This is a genomic window from Streptomonospora alba (genome assembly GCF_000826685.1).
Classification (GTDB): domain Bacteria; phylum Actinomycetota; class Actinomycetes; order Streptosporangiales; family Streptosporangiaceae; genus Streptomonospora; species Streptomonospora alba.
Window position 1 is genome coordinate 1 of record NZ_JROO01000002.1, and the last position, 20,547, is coordinate 20,547.

Below are 20,547 nucleotides of genomic sequence, written 5' to 3' on the forward strand. Positions count from 1 at the left end.
CCGCGCCTTGAGGCACGGGCCGGCTTAGAGGACGCGGCCCGCGCCCGAGGACGCGGACCGGGGCGAAGTCGGGCCGAATCAGGCGGGAGCGGCGTCCGGTTCAACCCAGTGCCGACCGTCCGCCGAGGGCACCAGGCCGCCGTCCAGCAGCGGGGCCTCGCCTGCGGCCGGCCCGGTGGCGCCGCGCCGCTGGATCCGGTTCATCTCCGCCATGACGTCAGCCACCACGGGCGCGCGGAACAGCTCTGTCATCCGTTCGCCGCTGGTCGTTCGGGCGGCGCCGGTGCGCTCCACCGCTCCGGTCAGCTCGGCCGAGGAGGAGCCGAACCGCTGCGCGAGTGTGTCGGCGCCCACCAGCGCGGCCTCGGCGGAGGATGCGCCGGCGACCAGGGTGGCGAAGGCCTGCATGTCCTCGGCCTGCATGTTGGTGACCTTGCGTGCCGTCCAGAAGTAGGTCTCCTCGCGCTGGCGCATGTCGTAGAAGGCGGCGAGGAACTCGTAGAAGACCGCGTACTCGCGGCGGTAGCGCCCCTCGAACTCGCCGAAGGCCCGCTCCTCGCTCAGCTCGCCGGCCAGCACGCTGTTGACGGAGCGCGCGGCGAGCAGCCCGCTGTAGGTGGCCAGGTGCACGCCGGTGGAGAAGACGGGGTCGATGAAGCAGGCGGCATCGCCGATCAGCGTGATGCCTGGCGCCCAGAACCGGGTGTTGGCGTAGGAGTAGTCGCGGCGCACGCGGACGCTGCCGTAGGTGCCCTCGGTGATGCGCTCGGTATCGCCCAGCAGGTCGCGGACGATCCCGCAGCGCTGGATGGACTCGCGCAGCGTGCCCTCGCGGTCGGCCTGGATACGGGGGGCCTGGTCGTGGTTGAGGACGGCGCCCACGCTCGTGAGGTCCTCGCGCAGCGGGATGTACCACAGCCAGCCCTCGTCGAACGCGGCGCAGAGGATGTTGCCGGCGTCGGGCTCGGGCATGCGGCCGCCGCCGGCGAAGTAGCCGAAGACGGCGAGGTTCTGGAAGAAGTCGGAGTAGTGGCGAGTGCCGCCGGCGGCCCCGTGCAGGCGGCCGGTGCTGCCGGAGGCGTCGACGACGTGGGCTGCGGCGAGTTCCCGGCGGACACCGGAGGGGTCGCTGTAGACCAGACCGGTGACGCGTCCGTTCGTGGTGACGGCCTCCAGCGCGGCCGATTCCTCACGCACCTCGACGCCGTGGCGGGCGGCGTTGCGCAGCAGGATGTCGTCGAAGGTCATCCGGTCGACCTGGTAGGCGTAGGAGGTCGGGCCGGACAGCTCGGGCGACAGCGCGAACAGGAAGTTCCACGGGTCGGGGCTGGTTCCCCACCGGAAGCTGCCGCCCCGCTTGGTGGTGAACCCGGCGCGGCGGATCTCCTCGTCGGCGCCGAGCAGGCGGCACACGCCGTGCACGGTGGCCGGCAGCAGCGACTCGCCGATCTGGTAGCGGGGGAAGCGCTCCTTCTCCAGCAGCACCACCCGGTGGCCCTGGTCGGCTATCAGGGTGGCGGCGGTGGAGCCGGCGGGGCCGCCTCCGACGACGATGACATCGAATTCCTCTGGGGCGTTCATAAACGCGGCTCCTGGTCTCAGGCGGTCTCGGGGGAGGGGGCGGGGCTCGGCGGCCTTCGTGTTCAGACGTCGAGCAGCAGCCGGGTCCAGGCCGCGACCGTGGGCTCCTCGGCCAGGGTGATGAAGTCGGTCTCGACGCCCGCGGTGCGCCAGCTCTCGACCAGGCTCATGAGGCGGATGGAGTCCATGCCCCGGTCGAGCAGGTTGTCGTGCTCGCCCAGGGAGCCTGGGGGCTCGCCCAGCACCTGCTCGACGTCGGCGCGGAGGCGCTCGACGGTCAGTCCGGCAGCGGTGTCGGCGGCGGGGTTTTCGGACACGGCGGCGTTCTCCTCAGGTCGGCTGTGTTTCGGTCGGACGTGGAGAGTTCCGGTTCCTCGGGGGGAGGCGGCGCCGGGTCAGCGCCCGAAGACCGCCGCCTCGGCGGGCCGGGCGGCGGTGGCGGCGGAGGTGGCGGTGCGGGCGCTGATCGCGTCGAGGATCTCGCCGACCCGCACGGCGACGTTGGACAGCAGCGAGGACGAGATTCCGTGGGTGTGCTCGGTGCCGCCTTGCAGGTAGATGCCGCAGGTGACCTCGTCGGAGGTGGCCAGCCGGTAGTCGCGCTCGACGGCGGGCCGCCCTTGGGCGTCGCTGACGACGTGCTCGGCGACCTCGCCGAGCAGATCGCGCGGGTCGGCCGCGGTGTAGCCGGTCGCGTAGACGAGGTAGTCGGCCTCCACGGCCGTGTGCTTTCCGCTGGCCAGGTCCTCCACGGTCGCGGTCACGCCGCCGGGGCCCTCGTGCACGTCGGTCACGCGGGAGGTGTTGTGGATCCGCAGCCGCTCGGCGCCCTTGACCTTGTCCTGGTAGGCGGCCTGGTACAGGGTGTCGATCAGGTCGGGGTCGACCACCGAGTAGTTGGTGTTGCGGTGGTAGCCCATGATGTCGGCCTTGGTCTCGGCCGAGGCGCAGTAGAAGTCGTCGACGGCCTCGGGATCGAAGATGCGGTTGGCGAAGGGGCTGTCGTCGGAAGGGCTGTAGCCGTAGCGGGAGAACACGGCGTGCACCCGGGCACGCGGGAAGCGGCGGTAGAGGTGCTCGACGCATTCGGCTGCGCTCTGCCCGGCGCCCACGACGACGAAGGAGCCGGGGTCGGCGCTTTCGTCCAGGCGTTCCAGGCGCTGCAGCAGGTACTCGTTGTGCCAGACGCGCTCGCTCAGCCGCGCGCCCTCGGGCAGGCGCGGGGTGAGCCCGGGCGCGAAGACGACGTTGCGGCCGCGGCGCCGCTGCAGGGCACCGTCGGACGTGCGCGCGAGGACGTCGAGTCCGGCGATGCGCCCGGCCTCGTCGCGGACGGGTTCCACGCCCACGGCCTCGGCGCCGTAGTGGACCTGGTCGCCGACGCGGTCGGCGCACCAGGCCAGATAGTCGTGGAACTCCGCGCGCAGGGGGAACAGCGTCTTGTGGTTGATGAAGTCGTGCAGCCGGCCCACGGCGTGCAGATAGGACAGGAAGCCGAAGTCGCTGGCGGGGTTGCGGGTGGTCACCAGGTCCTTGAGGAAGGAGACCTGCATGGTGGCGTCGTCCAGCAGCATGCCGCGGTGCCACCCGAACTCGGTCTGGCGTTCGAGGAAGGTCCCGCTCAGCGGCGGTGTGGCGGGGTCGGCGGCGGCGCGCTCGCGCTGCTCGCGCAGGCCGATGGCCAGCGCGACGTTGGAGGGCCCGAAGCCGATCCCCACCAGGTCGTGGGTGGGCGGGGGCTGCGGCGTGTCGGTCACAGGGGTCCTTTCACTCGCCGGGATCGGTTGTCGAATGGGGAGCACGTGGCCCGGCGCTCACACGCGCGAGTCGAACGCGGGGGCGGGCGACAGCGCGGCGGCGGCCTCGCGTGTCGACAGCGCCATCCCGCAGCGCTGGGCCACGTAACGCAGCGCGTGGCGGTGGTCCTCGGCGCTGAAGTCGGCCGTGGCGTCTGCGATCAGAAACGGCTGGATGTCGCGCATGAACGCGTCGGCGGCGGTGAGCAGGCAGCCGATGTGCGCGTAGACACCGGTGACCAGCAGCTGGTCGCGACCCATGCGCTCCAGCCGCTCGGCCAGGTCGGTGCCCACGAACGCGCTGTAGCGGCGCTTGGTGACCAGCACGTCGCCCTCCTGGGGCCGCAGCGCGGCGGCGATGTCGGACTGCTCGGGCACGGCGCGCATGCCGGCGCCCCAGAAGTCGCCTTCGAGGCCGCGGTGCTCGGGCGGCATGTCGCCCGGCTTGGCGGTGTAGACCACGGGCACGCCGGCGGCGCGGGCGCGCTCGCCCAAGGCGGCGATGTTGGCCAGCGCCCCGTCCAGCGGCTGGGCGCCGGTGCGGTACGGACGCAGGAAGTAGTGCTGCATGTCGTGGATGAGCAGCACCGCCCGCGCGGGGTCGGGGCGCCAGTCAGCGCGGTTGGGCGGCAGTTGGGCCGGGGCGGGCAGCTCGTAGGGCTCGATGTGCGGCAGCGGCATCGGATGTCCATTCGGCGGGGCGGCGGGCGTGGCGGTGCGGTGGCGAGCGTCTTCGGTGGCGTCACTGCTGCGAAGGCGGTGCCGGGACGGTCGGCGGGTCCGCGGCGTCGGGGGCGTGGGCGGCGCGTACCGCCTCGCGCAGTTCGCGCCGGCTGACCTTGCCGACGCCGGTGGCGGGGAAGGCGGCGACGAATTCGACGCGGTCGGGGATCTTGTAGGCGGCCAGTCCGCGTTCGCGCAGGAACCCCAGCAGCTGCGCGCGGGCTGCCCCGGTGCCGCGAGGGACGACGTAGGCGCAGGTGCGCTCGCCCAGGAACCCGTCGGGCATGGCGACCACGGCGGCGTCGTGCACGCCGGGGTGGGCCAGCAGGTGGTCCTCGACCTCGTCGGGGGCGATCTTCTCGCCGCCGCGGTTGATCTGGTCCTTGGCGCGGCCTTCGACGACGAGGTGGCCGGTGGGGGTGAGGCGGACCAGGTCGCCGGTGCGGTAGTAGCCGTCGGCGGTGAACGCCTCGGAGTTGTGCTCGGGCGCGCGGTAGTAGCCGCGGATGGTGTAGGGGCCGCGAGTCTGCAGTTCGCCGAGTGCTCCCTCGGGCACCTCGGTCCCGTCGCTGTCGACGACGCGGATCTCGTCGTCGTCTGAGATGGGCCGGCCCTGGGTGGTCACGACGGTCTCCTCGGGGTCGTCGTCGCGGGTGTAGTTGACCAGCCCTTCGGCCATGCCGAAGACCTGCTGCAGCGCGCACCCCAGGGTGAGGCGTACGCGGCGGGCGGCTTCGGGGGCGAACTTGGCGCCGCCCACCTGCAGCACCCGCAGGCACGACAGGTCGCGGTGGGCCTGGGAGCCGCCGTCGACGGCGTCCAGCCACAGCATCGCCACCGGCGGTACGACCGCGGTGTGGGTGACCGACTCCTGCTCGACCAGCGCCAGGCAGGTGGCGGGGCTGGGATCGGGGGCGAGCACGACGGTGCCGCCGGCGCTGAAGACGCCGAGGAAGCCCGGCGAGCTCATCGGGAAGTTGTGCACGACCGGAAGCGCGGCGAGGTAGACGGTCGCGGTGTCCAGAGCGCAGATCTCGGCACTGGCGCGCACGGAGTAGAGGTAGTCGTCGTGGGTGCGCGGGATGAGCTTGGGCAGCCCGGTGGTGCCGCCGGAGAGCTGGAGGAACGCGACGTCGGCGGGGTCGGGCTCGGCTGTGGCTCCGGGACCTGCGCCGCCCTGCTCGCGGATCTGCTCCAGCGGGGTGAGGCCGGGGCGGCCGCCGGTGTCGCCGGCGACGAGGACGTGCTCGGGACCGCCGGTCTCGGCGCGCACCTGTGCGGCCAGGTCGCGGTAGTCGAACCCGCCATGGGTGTCGGCGACGACCAGCGCGGCGGCGTCGGTGAAGGAGCACAGGTAGGAGATCTCGGCGCGGCGGTGGGCGGGCAGCGCGTACACGGGCAGGGCGCCCAGCCGGAACAGGGCGAAGGCGACCTCGAAGACGTCGGGGATGTTGGGCAGCTGGACGACAACGCGGTCGCCGGCGCCGATGCCCAGTCGCGCCAGGCCGGCGGCGGTACGGTCGGCGCGGACGTCGAGCTCGGTGTAGCTCCAGCGCCGCCCGGCGCCGACGACGGCGGTGCGGTCGGCATAGCGGCGCGCACGCTCACGCAGGAACGCGCCGAGGGTCTCGCCGGTCCAGTAGCCGCGCTCGCGGTAGCGGTCGGCGAACTCCGGGGGCCAAGGGGTGCATCCGGCGAGCATGGCGGTGGGCGCTTCCTTTCGACGGCGGTGCTGGAGGCTGCGGTCGGCGGGCGTGGGGAAAGGGGCCGGACGCGTCAGCGCGGCGGTGCGATGAGCGGTTGGTTGACTCCGAGGGCGAGCAGCAGGGTGCGCAGCTTCGCGGAGGTTTCGGCGAGTTCGGCGTCGGGTTCGGAATCGCCGACGATGCCGCCTCCGGCGAACAGGTCGAGGGTGTCGCCGGCGACGTCGGCGCAGCGGATGGAGACGATCCACTCGCCGTCGCCGCGGGCGTCGGTGTAGCCCACGGCACCGGTGTAGAAGCCGCGGTCGAAGGGCTCGATCTCGGCGATGGCCGCGCGTGCGGCGTCCGTGGGGCTGCCGCAGACGGCCGGTGTGGGGTGCAGGGCGGCGGCGAGCACCGGCGAGGGGGTGGCGGGGTCGATGAGCTCGCCGGTGACGCGGGTGGACAGGTGCCACAGGGTGGCGGTGCGGGCCAGTTCGGGCTCGGGGACCTCAAGGGTGCGGCAGTAGGGGCGCAGGGCCTCGGTGACGGCCTCGACGACGACGGCGTGCTCGTGGCGGTCCTTGGCCGAGCCGAGCAGTTCCACGGCGCTGAGCTGGTCCTTGCTGGGGTCGGCGCTGCGCGGTGCGGAACCTGCCAGCGGGTTGGAGACGACCCGGCCGCCGCGCTTGGCCACGAGCAGCTCGGGGCTGGCGCCGACGAGGGTGCGCGGCGCGGGCGAGGCGGCGGGGAGATCCAGAGCGAAGGTGCAGGCGGCCGGGTCGCGCCAGGCGAGGTTGTTCAGCAGTTGGCCGACGTCGACGGGGCCGGGGCCGCTCAGCCGCAGCGAACGCGCGAGGACGATCTTGGCGGGGCCGTCGTCGCCGTCGCCTCGGGCCAGGCGCTTGAGGAGGCGTTCGACCCCGGCGGCGTGCTCGGCGGGCTCGGGCAGGGGGCGCATGGCCCAGGGTCCGGGCAGCGGGCGCTGCCCGCGGTGGCTGTTCCGACTTTCGGTCAGCGGCGGAGCTTGGCGCACTCGGTCCGGAACCACGAGGCGGCCGGGGGCGGCGGCGTCGAAGGGGATCGCGCCGATCGCGATCGGTCCGGAGGCGGAGTCGGCGGTGCCCTGGGCCAGCAGGTCGCCCACGTCCTCCAGGCGTTCGGCCGCCGCCGCGGCGCCCTCGCCCAGGATCGCTCCGCTCGGGGCCGCGAGGAAGGCGTTCCCGGGGCGGTAGGCGTCGAGGAGGTCTCCGGCCGCCGCGGCGGCGGGGTGGTTGTACTGGTGGAACACCGGCAGGTCTCTTTCTGGCCGGCACCGGCCTGATTCGGGGCCTCGGCGAGAGGTCCGGGAACCTACTGAGCAGGTCGGTGAAGTGTGGAAATGGGGTTGGAGGGGGCGCGGGGCGCGTCGGGCCGGGCTCAGGCGCGCAGCGTCGCGCCCCCGTCGACGTAGAGGTCGTGCATGGTGATGTGGCGGGCGGAGGAGGAGGCCAGGAAGCACACGGCGTCGGCGATGTCGTCGGGGACGGCGATGCGGCCCAGCGGGACGCCCACGCGGAAGCGCTCGGGCGATCCGGCGATCACACCGCGGGCGCCCTCGTCGCCGTCCCACATGCCGCGCTGCATGGGGGTGTCGGTCGAGCCGGGCGAGACGACGTTGCAGCGGATGCCCTGCGGCGCGAGTTCAAGGCCGAGGGACTTGGTGAACATGGTCGCCGCGGCCTTGGAGGCGCCGTAGGCGGCCATGCCGGAGCGGGGTACGCCGGCGGCGTTGGAGCCCACGGTCGTGATGGTGCCCGAGCCCCGCGGCCGCATCCGACGGGCGGCGGCGCGGCAGACGTGGAAGACGCCGGCGGTGTTGACGGCGAAGAGGTGCTCCCATCGGGCGTCGGGGGTGTCGGTGGCGTCCCCGGTCGCGAGGACACCGGCGACGTTGACGGTGTGGGCGACGGGGCCGAGGTCGCGCTCGACGGCGCCGAACAGCGCCTCCACGGCCGCGGAGTCGCGCACGTCTGCGGTGTAGCCCTCGGCCTTGCGCCCGTCGGCGTGCAACCCGCCGACCAGCGAGGCCAGCCCTTCGGCGTCGACGTCGGCGGCGGCGACCACCGCACCTTCGGCTGCCAGCCGGGCGGCCACGGCCCGTCCGATGCCTCCGGCGGCTCCGGTCACCACGGCGACGGTGCCCGCGATCCCGTTGTGGGACACGCCTCTCCTTCCGCAGACAAAAAAGGGTAAGCAAACCTCACTAAGGCAATGCTTACCTTAGCGACTGTCCGTCAGTCTTGACCGGCAGAGTGCATCGTGTCAACCCTGAAAACCCGGACAAAGCGGAGCAATCCGGATGCAATGGACAGTCTTCGGTTGTCTGCAACCTCTCACTCGCCACAGGGCATTCGTTGACCAGCGCGCGGCGGATGGCCCCGCGAGCGGGTAAGCCACCTGTGACGGAGAGGACAGCCGTTTCGGCGCGGACGTGGATTGCGAGTCGGCCACCGAAAGCAAGCGCTCCGGCGGTTGGCACGGAAGACGCCGCATGAGGGATCGGCAGGCGCCTACGAGGTCAGGCCGCTAGGGGGTCAATTCGGCACGCCGCAGGCCCGGAAGCGCCGCCGCGATGACCGCGACAGCGGTCGTGCAGACCAAGCCGCCGACCACGACGGCGATCGCGGGGCCGAGGGCCTGGGCGAGCCCCCCGGCCAGCGCGCCGCCCGCAGCCGGGCCTGCGGTTGCCAGCACCAGCCAGAAAGAGCTGACGCGGCCCAGCAGGGCGCTGGGCGTGTGCCCTTGCAGCAGGGCGCGCTGCAGGATCTCGGCGGTGACCATCGCCATGCCGGCCAGCCCCAGCAGCACCAGCGCCGCCGCGAGGTTCGGGCTCGCGCCGAATCCCGCCATCGCTGCGCCCCAGAGCAGCCCGGCGGCGATCAGCGCCCAGCCCGGGCGGCGGATGCGCCCGGCCCAGCCGCTGAACAGCGCACCGAGGAAGGCGCCCACCGCCGGCGCCGAGTAAAGCAGACCGACCGTACGCGCATCCCCCGCCAGCACCCGCTCCCCCATCGCGGGAAAGACCGCGTACGGCAACGCGAGCAGCCCGCCGCACAGCTCCACGAGCAGCAGCCCGGCGATGACGCGGTGGCGCCGGGCGAACCTCCACGCCTCCCCCAAGGCGCGCAGCGGGCGGCCGGCCTCCTGCCCGACGGCCGCGGGCAGCCTCGGCAGCCACAGCATCAGTACCACCTGAGCGACCGTCGCCGCGCAGGTGGCGGCGTAGCAGACGACGACTCCCGGCCCGGCCACGATCAGCCCGGCCGCCGAAGGGCCGAGCATCGTGGCCAACTGCGTCGTGATGGCCGTCAGCGCACCGGCGGCGGCCAACTGGTCAGCGCGCACGAGCTCGGGGGTCACCGTGACCAGCGCGGTCTCGCCGACACCGTCGACGACACCCAGCGCGGCCGCGCAGATGTAGACGGCCAGCAGGCTCGGCCGGTCGGCCGCCGCGTTGAGCGCGAGAGCGGCGAACACGCCCGCGGCGGCCCCGCGCGCGATCAGCAGCAGCGCCCGCCGCTCCAGCCGGTCGGCCAGCACACCGCCGAGAAGCGTTCCGGCGACCAGAGTCGTGCCCGCGACGGCGTTGACCGTTCCCACGGCCAGCGACGATCCCGTCAATCCGTATACCTGCACCGACAGTGCTACCAGGGTGAGACTCACCCCGACCAGGGCGACGACCCGGGATGCGAACAGCACCCGAAAGGAGCGGCTGGACCGCAGCGGGCCGAGATCCAGCACGACTCCGGGCACGTCGGCGCTCCTGACAATCCGGGTAAGGGGTCGAGTGGCCGGATCCGGCCGCGGACCGGCCGAAGGAGTCGCCGCCTCAGCCCGCCGTCCCCGGCCCGACGCCCCCGAGCACATCCGCGGCCACGTTAGCGCCCAGGGCCGGGAGGCGTCCGCACGGGGCGGCGAGAGGACGGAGGGAGTGGCGAACAGGGCGGGGCTGCGGTGCTGTAGGCAGACGGTCGAAGCGCTCAAGGCGAAACACTCGACCGGACGGGCATCGGTGCCGCACGAAGCGGCATTCCGCATGCACGAACGCGCTCCCGCCGTCAGCGGGGACGCGGGCGGTGCAGTGTCACTCCGGCGGGGTGCGGATGTCCATGGCGCCTTTCAGGCCGCTGTAGTGGAAGATCCGGTCGATCTTGCCCGGCGGGACGATGACGGTGAACGTTCCGCCGGTACGGGTGAGGCGGCGGTGGAGTCGGGCCAGCGCGCCCAGCCCTACGGAGTCGATGAAGGACAGCTCGGTGAGGTCGACGATCATGCGGGGGCCGTAGACGATCTCCGCGGTGCCGGCGGTCTGCTCGAAGCGATCGACGCTGGCGAGGTCCAGCTCGCCTCTCAGGCGCATGACGGTACACCCGTCGCGATCGCTGATTCCCAAGTCCAATTGGCACATCACGGCCCGTCCACGCACTGCGCTCGTACCCGCGGGCGGCGAGCGGCCCGTCGAGTCCCCTGTCTTCGATCCGGACCCATTTTCCAGGCGTGCGCGACCGAGAGGAACCGGAACGCGGACACGGGGTTCTGCGCTGCTGCGGATCCCGTGCGGACACGTGGGCCGACGGCCTGTGCCACCCGAGCGGACGCCTCTCGTCCGTACGTTCCGGACTGAGAACGCCCGCCTCCTTGAACCCGGATCCACCTGGTCAGCGGAGGCCAAGCCCGCGGTCGCCGCTGCGGTACAGCGGCAGGCGCAGCGCGAACACCCCGCCGTCCTCGGCCAGGCGGGCGATCCTGTCGACGGGCCGCTCGCGTCCGGGTTCCAGCGAACGGCCGAAGCCGCGCGGAACACGCCGGGCCGCCCGTTCTGGCAGGCTGATCGCCATGGACGAAATGCGCGACGCCCTCCTCGTCAAGTTCGACGCAGCGTGCACCACAACCTGCCACTACTGCCCTTGCCCGCTGCCGCCCGAGACGGTGCGCTGCCGGCTCTGCGGCCGGCTGCAGGAGCGGGGCGCCGCGGCGGCCCCAGCACAGGGCCAGGGCATGGCCCACGGCCCGGAGCAGGGCGAGGGCCAGGGCGAGGACCGGGAGCACACGTAGTCGGCGGCGGACCCGGCCTGCGCACACGCCGGCGGATCCGAACCGCCCGAGCGACCCCGCCGAACCCGGCTCGTCGAGGGCTCCTGCGCGTCGTCCCGCAACGGGCGGCGACACTCCGCATCCGATTTCCGCGAAAACCTGCTGGAACACACTGTGTCGCGATTCAATTGCCCTGTGCAATGAATCGGTCGCGGGGCGGTACCGCCCCGCCTCAGGAGGCAACATGCGGAAACGACGCACACCGGTGCTTCTCGGCCTGGTCACCGCGCTGATGGCCCTCGCTCCGGCCGCGCACGCCGAGGAGGCGTCCGGCGCGTCCTCAGCCGACTCGGCAGCGCGGGCGGCGCAGATGCCCGACGCCGTGATGCGGCTGTCGGTGACCGTCCCGGACGAAAGGGGGGTCGACAGCACCACTCTGCACTGCCGCCCGGCGGGCGGGTCGCACCCGCGCGCCGATGAGGCCTGCGCAGCGTTGGAGAACTCCGGGGGCGAATTCCGGACCTTGGGCGAGCAGCGCTCCCAGCAGACCACGATGTGCACCATGCAGTACGCGCCGGTGCGGCTTCGCGCCAGCGGCATGTGGCATGGGACGCCGGTGAGCTACAACGAGACGTTCAGCAACGCCTGTGTCGCACACTCGGAGACCGGCGGGGTCTTCGACTTCGAGCCCCGCTGACCCGACTCGGGAGCCCCGCTCCCGACCACCGCCGAACGGGGCGGCGGCCCGCGCGGGCCGCCGCCCCGTTCGCGCCCGCCTTCGCCCGGCCGCGGGCGACCGGACGCCGGCTACTCGGCCGAGTGCTCGGAGGGGCTACTCGTAGGGGTCGGGAGGATCCTCGACCTCCTCCAACGTCTCCACCGAGAACCTGTGGTCGCGGACGCTTCGCAGGTCGCCCTCCGGGGGCTGCCAGGTGCCCTCGGCCCGCCACCAGCTGTCCTCCGGCGGCTCGGGGCGGTCGGTGATCAGCACCCGGTTCACGATCGCGTCCGCCGCGCAACAGGCCATCTGCAGCCGTGCCAGATACCAGCCCTCGCCCTCGGGGTTGGGCACGGCGAAGCCCGTCAGGCGGATGGTCTTGCCTTCCATCGAGCGCTTCTCGTCGGTCCAGGCACGCGAGATGAACTCCTGGATCTCCATCTCGACCGGGCCCTCGGAGCCGGGCTCGCCGAGTTCGTCGTGGGCCTCCTCTTCGCGCGGCGGCGCCGCCGTGGAAGCGTTCTCGGCGGTGTAGGAGCCCAATGCCGGCGGCGCGACGACGAAGACCGCAAGTACCGGCAGGAGCAGCAGCCACGCCACACGCGGGGCTCCGTGGCCGTGTCCGCCGGATTCGGCGTGGCCGGGGCCGCATCCGGCCGGCTCGACGGGCACCTCTCCGCGCAGCACCGACCGCGCCTCCGCGGCGATCACCGTCGCCCCCAGGGCGATCAGCATCGCGGCGGCCGCGATCAGGAACGGGCGGAACCCGGCCTGGACGTAGTTGAGGTAGAGGTCGGTGAACACCGTGCTGCTCAGCGCGCCGGCGCCCAGCAGCACCAGCACGATGCCCTGCGCGATCCTGTTCACAGCAGAAGTCCTCCGATCGCGAACGTGAAGACCAGAGCGGCCGCCAGGGTCAGCGGAACGAAGCGGCGTACGAACGACCACCCGAACGTGCCGCCCTGCAGCGCGATCAGCTTGAGGTCGACCATCGGGCCCACGACCAGGAACGCCAGCTTGGCGGTCGGCGAGAACTCGGTGAGGCTCACGGCGACGAACGCATCGGCCTCCGAGCAGATCGACAGCACAACGGCGAACAGCGCGAGCACCAGCACCGAGACGACGGGCATGTCGGCGACCGCCGCCACCCATGCGCGGGGCACGACGACGTTGACCGTCGCCGCGGCGAGCGCGCCCAGCACCAGGAACCCGCCGGCGTGCATCAGGTCGTGCAGCATCGACTCGCGGAAGATCTGCCAGCGGGGTGCATCGGGGTCGTGATGGGCGCGCGGCGGGCGCAGCCAGTCGGTGCGGCCCAGGCGCGCCCACACCCAGCCCACCGTTACAGCGGCGCCGAACGACGCGGCGAGCCGGGCCAGCACCATCTCGGGCTGCCCGGCGAAGGCGACGGCGGTGGCCACCAGCACCACCGGGTTGATCGCGGGCGCGGCCAGCAGGAAGGTCAGCGCAGCCGCCGGCGCCACCCCGCGCTTGATGAGCCCGCCGGCCACCGGGACCGACGCGCACTCGCATCCCGGAAGGACCATCCCCGCCGCGCCCGCGGTGGGCACCGCCGCGTATGCGTTGTCGGGCACGACGCGCCGGTAGAAGGAGGCGGGTACGAAGGACGTCAGCGCAGCCGACAGCGCCACGCCGAATACCAGGAACGGCAGCGCCTGCAGGCTGATCGCGGTGAAGACCGTGGCCCAGGCCAAGAACGCCTCACTGGTCAGCCGGTCCGACAGCCAGGCGTTGCCCGCGGCCAGTGCCAGCGTGAACAGCGCGAACATCCAGACGGTGGCCAGCCGCCGCGGACCGCGCGGCCGTCCCCAGTCGGGCGGCGGCAGATCGTCGCCGGGGTCGTCCCAGCGGGCGGTCAGGGAGTCGCCCAGGGACGCGTGGACAGGCGGGGCGGGTCCCGTCGGACGTTCGGGCACGCTGCTACTCCGAGAGGGCTCGATGGTGGCCCGCGCCGCGAAAGCGGCAGCAGGCAACGGAACGTGGTCGGCCGGTTCTGGGCATAGTACCGGAAACGGTTTTCATGCCATGCACCGAAGCCGCAGCCGTCCCCGGTGCCCTCCGGCCCTGCGTCGTGCAGCCGTTCCGCCGGTCACCCGGCCTCTGCGGGAGACCGGCGGCGCACCGCGGCACGCGCAACAGACGAGAGGGGCGGCCCCCTCGCGGGAGTCCGCCCCTTGCGTCTCAGCCGGCGGCCGGGCTGCAGGTCCCGGCCGTCGCGGCCTCATCCGGATGGCCGCTCACCGTGGCGGCCACCGGAATCGTCGATGTCGCTGTTGCGCGTGTGCCCCGCCTGGCCGGGTCGTCCCGGCCGGGCGGCGGGTCAGCCCCGCGCGGGCGAGCCTCCGCGGGCGGGCTTGCCGGGGCGGCTGTCGCGGCGGTCGTTGTTGCGTCGGCCCTCGCGGGGCCCTCCGCGGTCGCCGCGAGGACGCTGGTTGCCGCCGCTGCGCTGGCGAGGGCCGCCGCGGCCGCGGCGGGCGCGGTCGGGCTCGACCGGCTCGACCCACGGCACACCGGAGGGCTCGCGCGCACCGGTGACCTCGCTGAGGAGCGCGTCGCCGGGGTTGACCAGGTGCTGTTCGGCCCGCACTCCGGCGTCGCCGAGCAGACGGCGCGCCAAGCGGCGCTGGTTGGGTGCCACCAGCGAGACCACGCGGCCCGACTCCCCGGCACGGGCGGTGCGCCCGCCGCGGTGCAGGTAGTCCTTGTGGCCGGTGGGCAGGTCGATGTTCACGACCAGGTCGATGCCGTCGACGTGGATGCCGCGGGCGGCGACGTCGGTGGCCACCAGCGTCTGCACCTTGCCCTCGCGGAACTTGGCCAGCGTCTTGGTGCGCACGCTCTGGCTCTTGCCGCCGTGCAGCGACGCGGCGGGCACTCCGGCGGCGGCGAGCTGCTCGCTGATGGAGTCGGCGCGGTGCTTGCTGCGCACGAACAGCAGAGTGCGCCCGTCACGGGCGGCGATCTCGGTGATGATGCGGTTCTTGTCCTGCGGGAGCACCTTGAGCAGGTGGTGCTCCATCGTGGTGACGTGAGAGACCGGCGGGTCCACCGAGTGGACGGTGGGCTTGTTCATGTAGCGCCGCACCAGCTTGTCGACGTCGCCGTCCAGCGTCGCCGAGAACAGCAGCTTCTGGCCGCCGGCGGGCACCTGGTCGAGCAGCTCGGTGACCTGCGGCATGAAGCCCATGTCGCACATCTGGTCGGCCTCGTCGAGCACGCACAGCTCGACGTCGCCCAAGTCGCATGCGCCCTGGTTGATGAGGTCGGTCAGGCGGCCGGGAGTGGCGACCAGGACCTCGACTCCGCGGCGGAGTTCGTTGATCTGGCGGGTGTAGGAGCTGCCTCCGACGACGTCGCCGATGCGGGCGCCCAGCAGGCGGCCGTACACCAGCAGCGCGTCGCGCACCTGGTGGGCGAGTTCGCGCGTGGGCACGAGCACCAGTGCCCGGGGGCGACTGGATGCGGCGCGGCGGTCGGCGGCGCGGGAGAGCAGCGGAAGCCCGTAGGCGAGTGTCTTGCCCGATCCCGTGCGGCCGCAGCCGAGCACGTCGAGGCCTGCCAGAGCATCAGGGATGGCGGCGGCCTGGATCGGGAACGGCGTGGTGACGCCGTCCTGCGCGAGCCTGTCCACGATCTTTTCGGGTAGTCCGAGTTCGTCGAAGCCAGGGCATGCGGCATTGTCCGTCAAGTGACGTAAACCTTCCTCATCGATCGGCGGCGTTTCGAGGAAGGCTCCGTCCATGCGGAGAGATCGCCCAAACGCGCCGGATAACGCGACTCGGGGATCGTCGGGGGTCCCCGGTGCCAGGCGGCCCGGCGCGCCGGATGCGCGCAGCACGGAACGACCGCCTTATGCAGCGTACTAGCTTCGGCGTGCAATCCGTGCACGACGCGGGCCGTTCCGACGGTGATCCGGGTCGCATCCGGCGCGGGCCCGCCGCGCACCCCGCCGAGGGGTGCGCGGCGGATCGCCGGACTCAGCCGCGGGCGGCTTGGGCGGCCAGCGCCCTCAGCCGGCCGGCCTGCGCGCGGCGCTCGGCGGCGGCCTGCTCCTGCAGCGTACGGGCGGGTGCGCCCTGCAGCAGGTCCTTGGTGGCCGAGGCCGCCTCGCGGGGAACCGCAAGCAGCGCCGCGGCGAGGTCGTCGACGGCACCGTCGAGCTGGGCTTCCTCGACGACGAGTTCGGCCAGGCCCAGCTCGCGCGCCTCGGCGGCGGAGACGGTGCGCGCGGTCAGGCACAGCTCCATGGCGCGACTGGGGCCGACCAGGTCGACCAGCGGCTTGGTGCCGGTGAGGTCGGGCACCAGTCCCAGCGCGGGCTCCTTCATGCACAGCTGCGCATCGTCGGCGAGGATCCGCAGGTCGCAGGAGAGGGCGAGTTGGAACCCGGCGCCGATGGCGTGGCCGCGCACGGCGGCCACCGAAACGATGTCGGGTCGGCGGAGCCAGGCGAAGCCCTCCTGGTAGCGGGCGATGACCCGGTCCAGCTCGGCGTCGTCGGCGCTGCCGTCGGCGACGCGGTCCATCAGCGAGGTCTCGCCCTCGACGCCGCCGGGGCGGAACATGTTCAGGTCGATGCCCGAGGAGAAGGTGGAGCCTTCACCCGTAACGATGACAATTCGGACAGACTCGGGCAGGGTCTGGCCGACATGGGCCAGCGCCTCCCAAGTACGCCCCGTCATCGCGTTGCGACGCTCGGGACGCGCCAGGGTGACCGTCGCGACCTCGTCGCTCACCGACAGTCGCAGTCCCGCCGCCTCCAGATCGCCGTCGGCGAACCCGCCCGCCTCAGCCATGCGCACCTCCGCACCTCGTCGGCCCGCGGCGCGAACGGCCGCGGAACCCCTATGTGACGTCGGCCCAGCCTAGGCCGCCGACGGGGCGGCCGGCGGCGCGGGGCGCGTCCGAGGCGGAGGCCGCACCCTCCGCGGGGCACCGGGCGAAAGCAAGGGGCATTCCCATGCGTTCCCGCTGGGCCGGGGCAGGCCCTCGTGGTGATCGGCGGAAACGCTGTTCGCGGTGCCGGGCGCCGCGCGGAGGGGCGATCGGCCGCGCCGGAGGTTCCGGCTGGTGAGCGACCGTGGATTCCATCCGAAGAGGGGGTATCCGGATGGCGCCGCCGGGGGGCTAACCTCGGCGGGTGGCACCTCCGCGACCGCGGAGGGTGACCCCGGCCTCGGTCAGCAGCCGGTGAACGAACCCGTAAGAGCGGCCGGTGGCGGCCGCCAGCGAGCGTATGCTCTCGCCGTCGTCATAGCGTCTCTTCAGCTCGCTCGCCAACTCTGCACGTTCCGTGCCGGTCACGCGGGTGCCCTTCTTCAGGGTCTCGGCCACAGCGTCCTCCCATGCTCGTGGGTGATCAACGCGACATTGAAGTGCCCATGATCAGCCATGCGGACGCCGGTGGCTACCCGCAAGCGACACGGTGGAACCGCGCCCACGCGCTGCGCGAGTTTCGGCCCGTCCCAAAAACCGACCGTAACTACGGTGGCGTCAACCGCCGCCGCGGAGCACGCGTCGTGGCCGTCCACGGCGCGGTGCGCCGCGGCTCAGGCGAGGGTGATCAGGTCGGCGAACTCCGCGTTCCACATGTCCTCGGCGCCGTCGGGCAGCATGATGACCCGCTCGGGCGAAAGCGCCTCGACGGCGCCCTCGTCGTGGGTGACCAGCACGATGGCGCCCTTGTAGTTGCGCAGCGCGCTGAGGATCTCCTCGCGGCTGGCGGGGTCGAGGTTGTTCGTGGGCTCGTCCAGCAGCAGCACGTTGGCGCTGGAGACCACGAGCGTGGCCAGGGCCAGCCGGGTCTTCTCGCCGCCGGAGAGGACCGAGGCGGGCTTGTCGACGTCGTCACCGCTGAACAGGAACGAGCCCAGCGTGCGGCGCGCCTCGACCGCGGGCAGGTCGGGGGCGGCGTTCATCATGTTCTCCAGCACCGTGCTGGAGGTGTCGAGCGTCTCGTGCTCCTGGGCGTAGTAGCCGAGGCGCAGCCCGTGGCCGGGAACGACCTCGCCGGTGTCGGGCTCCTCGACCCCGGCCAGCAGCCGCAGCAGCGTCGTCTTGCCCGCGCCGTTGAGGCCGAGGATGACCACGCGGCTGCCGCGGTCGACCGCCAGGTCGACACCGGAGAAGATCTCCAGCGACCCGTAGGACTTGGACAGCCCCTTGGCCGTCAGCGGGGTGCGCCCGCTGGGCGCCGGGTCGGGGAAGCGCAGCTTGGCGACCTTGTCGCTCTTGCGCTGGCCCTGCACCGAGTTGAGGATGCGGTCGGCCCGGTTCTCCATCTGGTGGGCCGCCCGCGCCTTGGTGGCCTTGGCGCGGAAGCGGTCGGCCTGCTTCTGCAGCTGGCTCGCCTGCTTCTCGGCGTTGGCGAGTTCGCGCTTGCGGCGGCGCTCGTCGGCCTCGCGCTGCACCTGGTAGGCGTGCCAGCCCATGTTGTAGACGTCGAGGACGCAGCGGTTGGCGTCGAGGTAGAAGACCCTGTTCACCACGTCCTCGACCAGGTCGACGTCGTGGCTGATGACCACGAGGCCGCCCTGGTGGTCCTTGAGGAAGTCGCGCAGCCAGACGATCGAGTCGCCGTCGAGGTGGTTGGTGGGCTCGTCCAGCAGCAGGGTGTCGGCTCCGCTGAAGAGGATGCGGGCGAGTTCGATGCGGCGCCGCTGGCCGCCGGACAGCGTGCCCAGGGGCTGGTCGAGCAGGCGGTCGTCGAGCTTGAGGCTGCTGGCGATGGACGCGGCCTCGGCCTCGGCCGCGTAGCCGCCCATCATGTGCAGGTGCTCCTCGGCTCGGGCATAGGCGCGCCCGGCCTTGTCGCGGGTCTTGGAGTCGTCGCTGGCCATGCGCTCCTCGGCCTGGCGCATGCGGCGCACCGCGTCGTCGATGCCGCGGGCCGAGAGGATGCGGTCGCGTGCCAGCTCCTCGGGGTCGGTGGCGCGCGGGTCCTGCGGCAGGTAACCCACCGATCCGCTGGAGGTGACGTCGCCGGCTGTGGGGGCGTCCTCGCCGGCCAGCACCTTGGTGAGTGTGGTCTTGCCCGCGCCGTTGCGCCCCACCAACCCGACGCGGTCGCCGGCGGCGACGCGCAGTGTGGTGGGCTCCAGCAGCAGCCGGGAGCCCACGCGCAGTTCCAGGTCAGAGGCGATCAGCATGGAGCGGCAAACCTTCTGGCGGCAGACGGTGCGGGCGGGCGGTGCAGGCGATCTCCGGCCGCGCGGCCGGGGAGTGCGGACCCGCGCGGCATCACGGCAGCGGGTACGGGCGATCGCGCACCCGCCCCAGACTAGTGCCCACCGTCGGCCAACGTACGCCGGAGCACCTGCATGCCGCGCTCCGGCGGCCGCCGCGGCCCGGGGGCCGCGGCGGCGCCTACGTCTGCGGACCGCCCGAACCGGCCCCCGGCTCCGGTCCCGTCTCCGACCGGACCGGCCCCGAGGCCGCCGTTCTGCCGGGAGACCTGCTCGACGGAGTCGAGCCGGTCGGCTCGCCGGACGACGCCGCCGCGTCCTCGTCGCCCGACCGTGCGGTTCCGCTCTGCCCTCGCGCGTTGCCCCCGGTTCCGGAGGCGGCCTTGCCGGGCCTGCCGCCGGGGGTGGCGTATTCGCCGGTCTCGGCGGCCCGGACCAGCGGGCGGTTGCGCAGCAGCGCGGCCAGCACCGCGATCACCGGGGTGGCGAGGAACATGCCGACGACGCTGCCGATGATTCCGCCGACGGTGATGCCCAGCAGGACCACCGCCGAGGGCAGGTCCAGCGCCTTGCCGTAGACACGCGGCGCGAAGACGTGGCTCTCCAGCTGCTGGACGACCACCACGACCACCACCACCAGGACCGCGATGATCCAGCCCTCGGTGACCAAGGCGACCATGGCCGCCAGCAGGCCGGTCAGGAAGGCGCCGATGACCGGCAGGAACGCGCCGACGAAGGTGAGCACCACAAGCGGGATGGCCAGCCCCGGGTCGATCAGGAACACCAGGAACAGACCGATGCCCACCGCGTCGATGAGCCCGACCAGTGCCACGCCCCGCACATAGCGCCCCATCACCCCGTAGGCGACCTCGGAGGCCGCCTTGATGGAGCCGCGCGACTGGCGGGGGAACAGCGACCGCACCCACTCCATGAGCTGGTCACCGGAGTGCACGAAGTAGACGGTCAGCACGATGATGAGGATGAGGCCGAGCAGGATCTCCAGCACCGTCGTCCCCGCCACCCAGGCCTGGCTGACCCACTGCGACCAGTCCTCCTGCATCCGGGACCGCAGCTCGCTCTCGGCCGCGTCGATGGTGGTGCTGGCGAGGTCGGGGTTGAGGCCGAAGGTCTCCAGATAGCTCGGCAGGTCGTCGACGGCCTGCTGGACACTGTCGACGAGGCCCGAGAAGCCGGAGATGGCCGGCTGCACGACCATCGTGATCACACCGGCCAGCACGACCAGGGCCCCGACGCACGCGATGGCGGTGGAGGAGCCGCGGCCCAGCCCTTTGCGCCGCAACCAGTTGGCGGGCGGCATGAGCATGGCGGTGACGAACACCGCCAGGATCACCGGGATCGTGACGATCCGGATGTAGACCAGGCCGTAGACGATGAGCGCCGCCACGACGCCGATGAGCAGCAGCCGCCAGGACATGTTGCCCATCCGCTCCAGCATCCCGTCGGGCTCTTGAGCGGCGGGCTCGGCCGCGGCCTCCGGCGATTCGGCGAGTGCGGGCTCGGCGGCCCCCGCGGCCTCGCCGCGCCGCTTGCGCCCGCGCTTCAGCAGCGACCACTCCGATGGCCGTGTCCAACGCACGTTTTCCCCCTACTTCCGCTCTGCTGCCACCGCATGGCCTGTGCCGTCCGCGCCGCCCCGGCCTCGCGCCCGGTCAGCCGAAGCTACCGCATCGCCGCATCATCGCACCGCCCCTTCGGCGGGGCTTTTCGCGGCCGGGACCGGAGACCGGCGCGCGGGCGGCGGCGCG

Annotated in this window: 19 protein-coding genes; 2 read left to right on the forward strand and 17 right to left on the reverse strand. The window is 72.8% G+C overall.

Annotated features, from left to right (window positions below; genetic code table 11):
* Window positions 1-78: 78 nt before the first annotated feature.
* From LP52_RS00640 to LP52_RS00685, 10 genes are all read right to left on the reverse strand, one after another.
* The gene (locus tag LP52_RS00640; RefSeq protein ID WP_040269795.1) at window positions 79-1,581 is read right to left on the reverse strand and encodes a tryptophan 7-halogenase; all 1,503 of its coding nucleotides are present in this window, start codon (window positions 1,579-1,581) and stop codon (window positions 79-81) included.
* 62 nt (window positions 1,582-1,643) lie between these two features.
* The gene (locus tag LP52_RS00645) at window positions 1,644-1,898 is read right to left on the reverse strand and encodes a phosphopantetheine-binding protein (protein WP_084722769.1); all 255 of its coding nucleotides are present in this window, start codon (window positions 1,896-1,898) and stop codon (window positions 1,644-1,646) included.
* A 78-nt stretch (window positions 1,899-1,976) separates the two neighbouring features.
* Window positions 1,977-3,338: a lysine N(6)-hydroxylase/L-ornithine N(5)-oxygenase family protein gene (locus tag LP52_RS00650; protein ID WP_040269796.1), complete on the reverse strand. Its 1,362-nt coding sequence runs from the start codon at window positions 3,336-3,338 to the stop codon at window positions 1,977-1,979.
* A gap of 57 nt (window positions 3,339-3,395) precedes the next feature.
* Complete coding sequence (locus LP52_RS00655; RefSeq protein WP_040269798.1) at window positions 3,396-4,058, reverse strand: isochorismatase family protein; 663 nt, start codon at window positions 4,056-4,058, stop codon at window positions 3,396-3,398.
* A 61-nt stretch (window positions 4,059-4,119) separates the two neighbouring features.
* Window positions 4,120-5,802 (reverse strand): (2,3-dihydroxybenzoyl)adenylate synthase, encoded by a 1,683-nt coding sequence (locus LP52_RS00660; protein ID WP_052809269.1) that lies wholly within the window; start codon window positions 5,800-5,802, stop codon window positions 4,120-4,122.
* A gap of 74 nt (window positions 5,803-5,876) precedes the next feature.
* Entirely contained in the window at window positions 5,877-7,073 is a 1,197-nt protein-coding gene (locus tag LP52_RS00665) for an isochorismate synthase (RefSeq protein ID WP_040269799.1), read from the reverse strand.
* Window positions 7,074-7,201: 128 nt separating this feature from the next.
* The gene (locus LP52_RS00670) at window positions 7,202-7,987 is read right to left on the reverse strand and encodes a 2,3-dihydro-2,3-dihydroxybenzoate dehydrogenase (RefSeq protein WP_040269801.1); all 786 of its coding nucleotides are present in this window, start codon (window positions 7,985-7,987) and stop codon (window positions 7,202-7,204) included.
* Between the two features lie 363 nt (window positions 7,988-8,350).
* A complete protein-coding gene (gene entS / locus LP52_RS00675) occupies window positions 8,351-9,577 on the reverse strand; it encodes an enterobactin transporter EntS (protein WP_052809270.1) in 1,227 nt (408 codons plus the stop codon).
* A gap of 331 nt (window positions 9,578-9,908) precedes the next feature.
* Window positions 9,909-10,232, reverse strand: coding sequence for an STAS domain-containing protein (locus LP52_RS00680; protein WP_084722771.1), 324 nt, complete (start codon window positions 10,230-10,232; stop codon window positions 9,909-9,911).
* A 250-nt stretch (window positions 10,233-10,482) separates the two neighbouring features.
* On the reverse strand, window positions 10,483-10,662 hold the full coding sequence (locus tag LP52_RS00685) for a hypothetical protein (RefSeq protein WP_040269803.1): 180 nt from the start codon (window positions 10,660-10,662) through the stop codon (window positions 10,483-10,485).
* On the opposite strand from LP52_RS00685, the gene LP52_RS26940 reads away from it, so the two are divergent.
* Together LP52_RS26940 and LP52_RS00695 are read left to right on the forward strand one after the other, a co-directional pair.
* Window positions 10,661-10,879, forward strand: a complete 219-nt coding sequence (locus LP52_RS26940; protein ID WP_040269805.1) for a hypothetical protein — start codon at window positions 10,661-10,663, stop codon at window positions 10,877-10,879. The genes LP52_RS00685 and LP52_RS26940 overlap by 2 nt on opposite strands.
* Before the next feature lie 223 nt (window positions 10,880-11,102).
* Entirely contained in the window at window positions 11,103-11,555 is a 453-nt protein-coding gene (locus LP52_RS00695; protein ID WP_084722773.1) for an SSI family serine proteinase inhibitor, read from the forward strand.
* 135 nt (window positions 11,556-11,690) lie between these two features.
* Here LP52_RS00695 and LP52_RS00700 read toward each other — a convergent pair whose 3' ends face one another.
* From LP52_RS00700 to LP52_RS00730, 7 genes are all read right to left on the reverse strand, one after another.
* Window positions 11,691-12,443 carry a TIGR03943 family putative permease subunit gene (locus LP52_RS00700; protein WP_040269806.1) on the reverse strand — a complete coding sequence of 251 codons (753 nt, stop codon included), beginning with the start codon at window positions 12,441-12,443 and terminating at the stop codon, window positions 11,691-11,693.
* Window positions 12,440-13,513, reverse strand: a complete 1,074-nt coding sequence (locus LP52_RS00705; RefSeq protein WP_040269808.1) for a permease — start codon at window positions 13,511-13,513, stop codon at window positions 12,440-12,442. Before LP52_RS00705 ends, LP52_RS00700 begins: the two co-directional genes overlap by 4 nt.
* Before the next feature lie 404 nt (window positions 13,514-13,917).
* A complete protein-coding gene (locus LP52_RS00710) occupies window positions 13,918-15,339 on the reverse strand; it encodes a DEAD/DEAH box helicase (protein WP_238580674.1) in 1,422 nt (473 codons plus the stop codon).
* A gap of 235 nt (window positions 15,340-15,574) precedes the next feature.
* Complete coding sequence (locus tag LP52_RS00715) at window positions 15,575-16,393, reverse strand: enoyl-CoA hydratase/isomerase family protein (protein WP_040269809.1); 819 nt, start codon at window positions 16,391-16,393, stop codon at window positions 15,575-15,577.
* 331 nt (window positions 16,394-16,724) lie between these two features.
* Window positions 16,725-16,931 (reverse strand): helix-turn-helix domain-containing protein, encoded by a 207-nt coding sequence (locus tag LP52_RS00720; RefSeq protein ID WP_040269810.1) that lies wholly within the window; start codon window positions 16,929-16,931, stop codon window positions 16,725-16,727.
* A 215-nt stretch (window positions 16,932-17,146) separates the two neighbouring features.
* The gene (locus tag LP52_RS00725; RefSeq protein ID WP_040269812.1) at window positions 17,147-18,745 is read right to left on the reverse strand and encodes an ABC-F family ATP-binding cassette domain-containing protein; all 1,599 of its coding nucleotides are present in this window, start codon (window positions 18,743-18,745) and stop codon (window positions 17,147-17,149) included.
* Between the two features lie 217 nt (window positions 18,746-18,962).
* Window positions 18,963-20,378, reverse strand: coding sequence for an AI-2E family transporter (locus LP52_RS00730; RefSeq protein WP_084722774.1), 1,416 nt, complete (start codon window positions 20,376-20,378; stop codon window positions 18,963-18,965).
* Between the last annotated feature and the right edge of the window lie 169 nt (window positions 20,379-20,547).

What these genes read in the sequence shown, in the direction of transcription:
- LP52_RS00655 (WP_040269798.1), bottom strand. Translation starts at nt 4,058, where the DNA reads ATGCCGCTGCCGCACATCGAGCCCTACGAGCTGCCCGCCCCGGCCCAA.
- LP52_RS00685 (WP_040269803.1), bottom strand. Translation starts at nt 10,662, where the DNA reads ATGGCGATCAGCCTGCCAGAACGGGCGGCCCGGCGTGTTCCGCGCGGC.
- LP52_RS00725 (WP_040269812.1), bottom strand. Translation starts at nt 18,745, where the DNA reads ATGCTGATCGCCTCTGACCTGGAACTGCGCGTGGGCTCCCGGCTGCTG.
- LP52_RS26940 (WP_040269805.1), top strand. Translation starts at nt 10,661, where the DNA reads ATGGACGAAATGCGCGACGCCCTCCTCGTCAAGTTCGACGCAGCGTGC.
- LP52_RS00680 (WP_084722771.1), bottom strand. Translation starts at nt 10,232, where the DNA reads ATGTGCCAATTGGACTTGGGAATCAGCGATCGCGACGGGTGTACCGTC.
- LP52_RS00715 (WP_040269809.1), bottom strand. Translation starts at nt 16,393, where the DNA reads ATGGCTGAGGCGGGCGGGTTCGCCGACGGCGATCTGGAGGCGGCGGGA.
- LP52_RS00695 (WP_084722773.1), top strand. Translation starts at nt 11,103, where the DNA reads ATGCGGAAACGACGCACACCGGTGCTTCTCGGCCTGGTCACCGCGCTG.
- LP52_RS00640 (WP_040269795.1), bottom strand. Translation starts at nt 1,581, where the DNA reads ATGAACGCCCCAGAGGAATTCGATGTCATCGTCGTCGGAGGCGGCCCC.
- LP52_RS00710 (WP_238580674.1), bottom strand. Translation starts at nt 15,339, where the DNA reads ATGGACGGAGCCTTCCTCGAAACGCCGCCGATCGATGAGGAAGGTTTA.
- LP52_RS00660 (WP_052809269.1), bottom strand. Translation starts at nt 5,802, where the DNA reads ATGCTCGCCGGATGCACCCCTTGGCCCCCGGAGTTCGCCGACCGCTAC.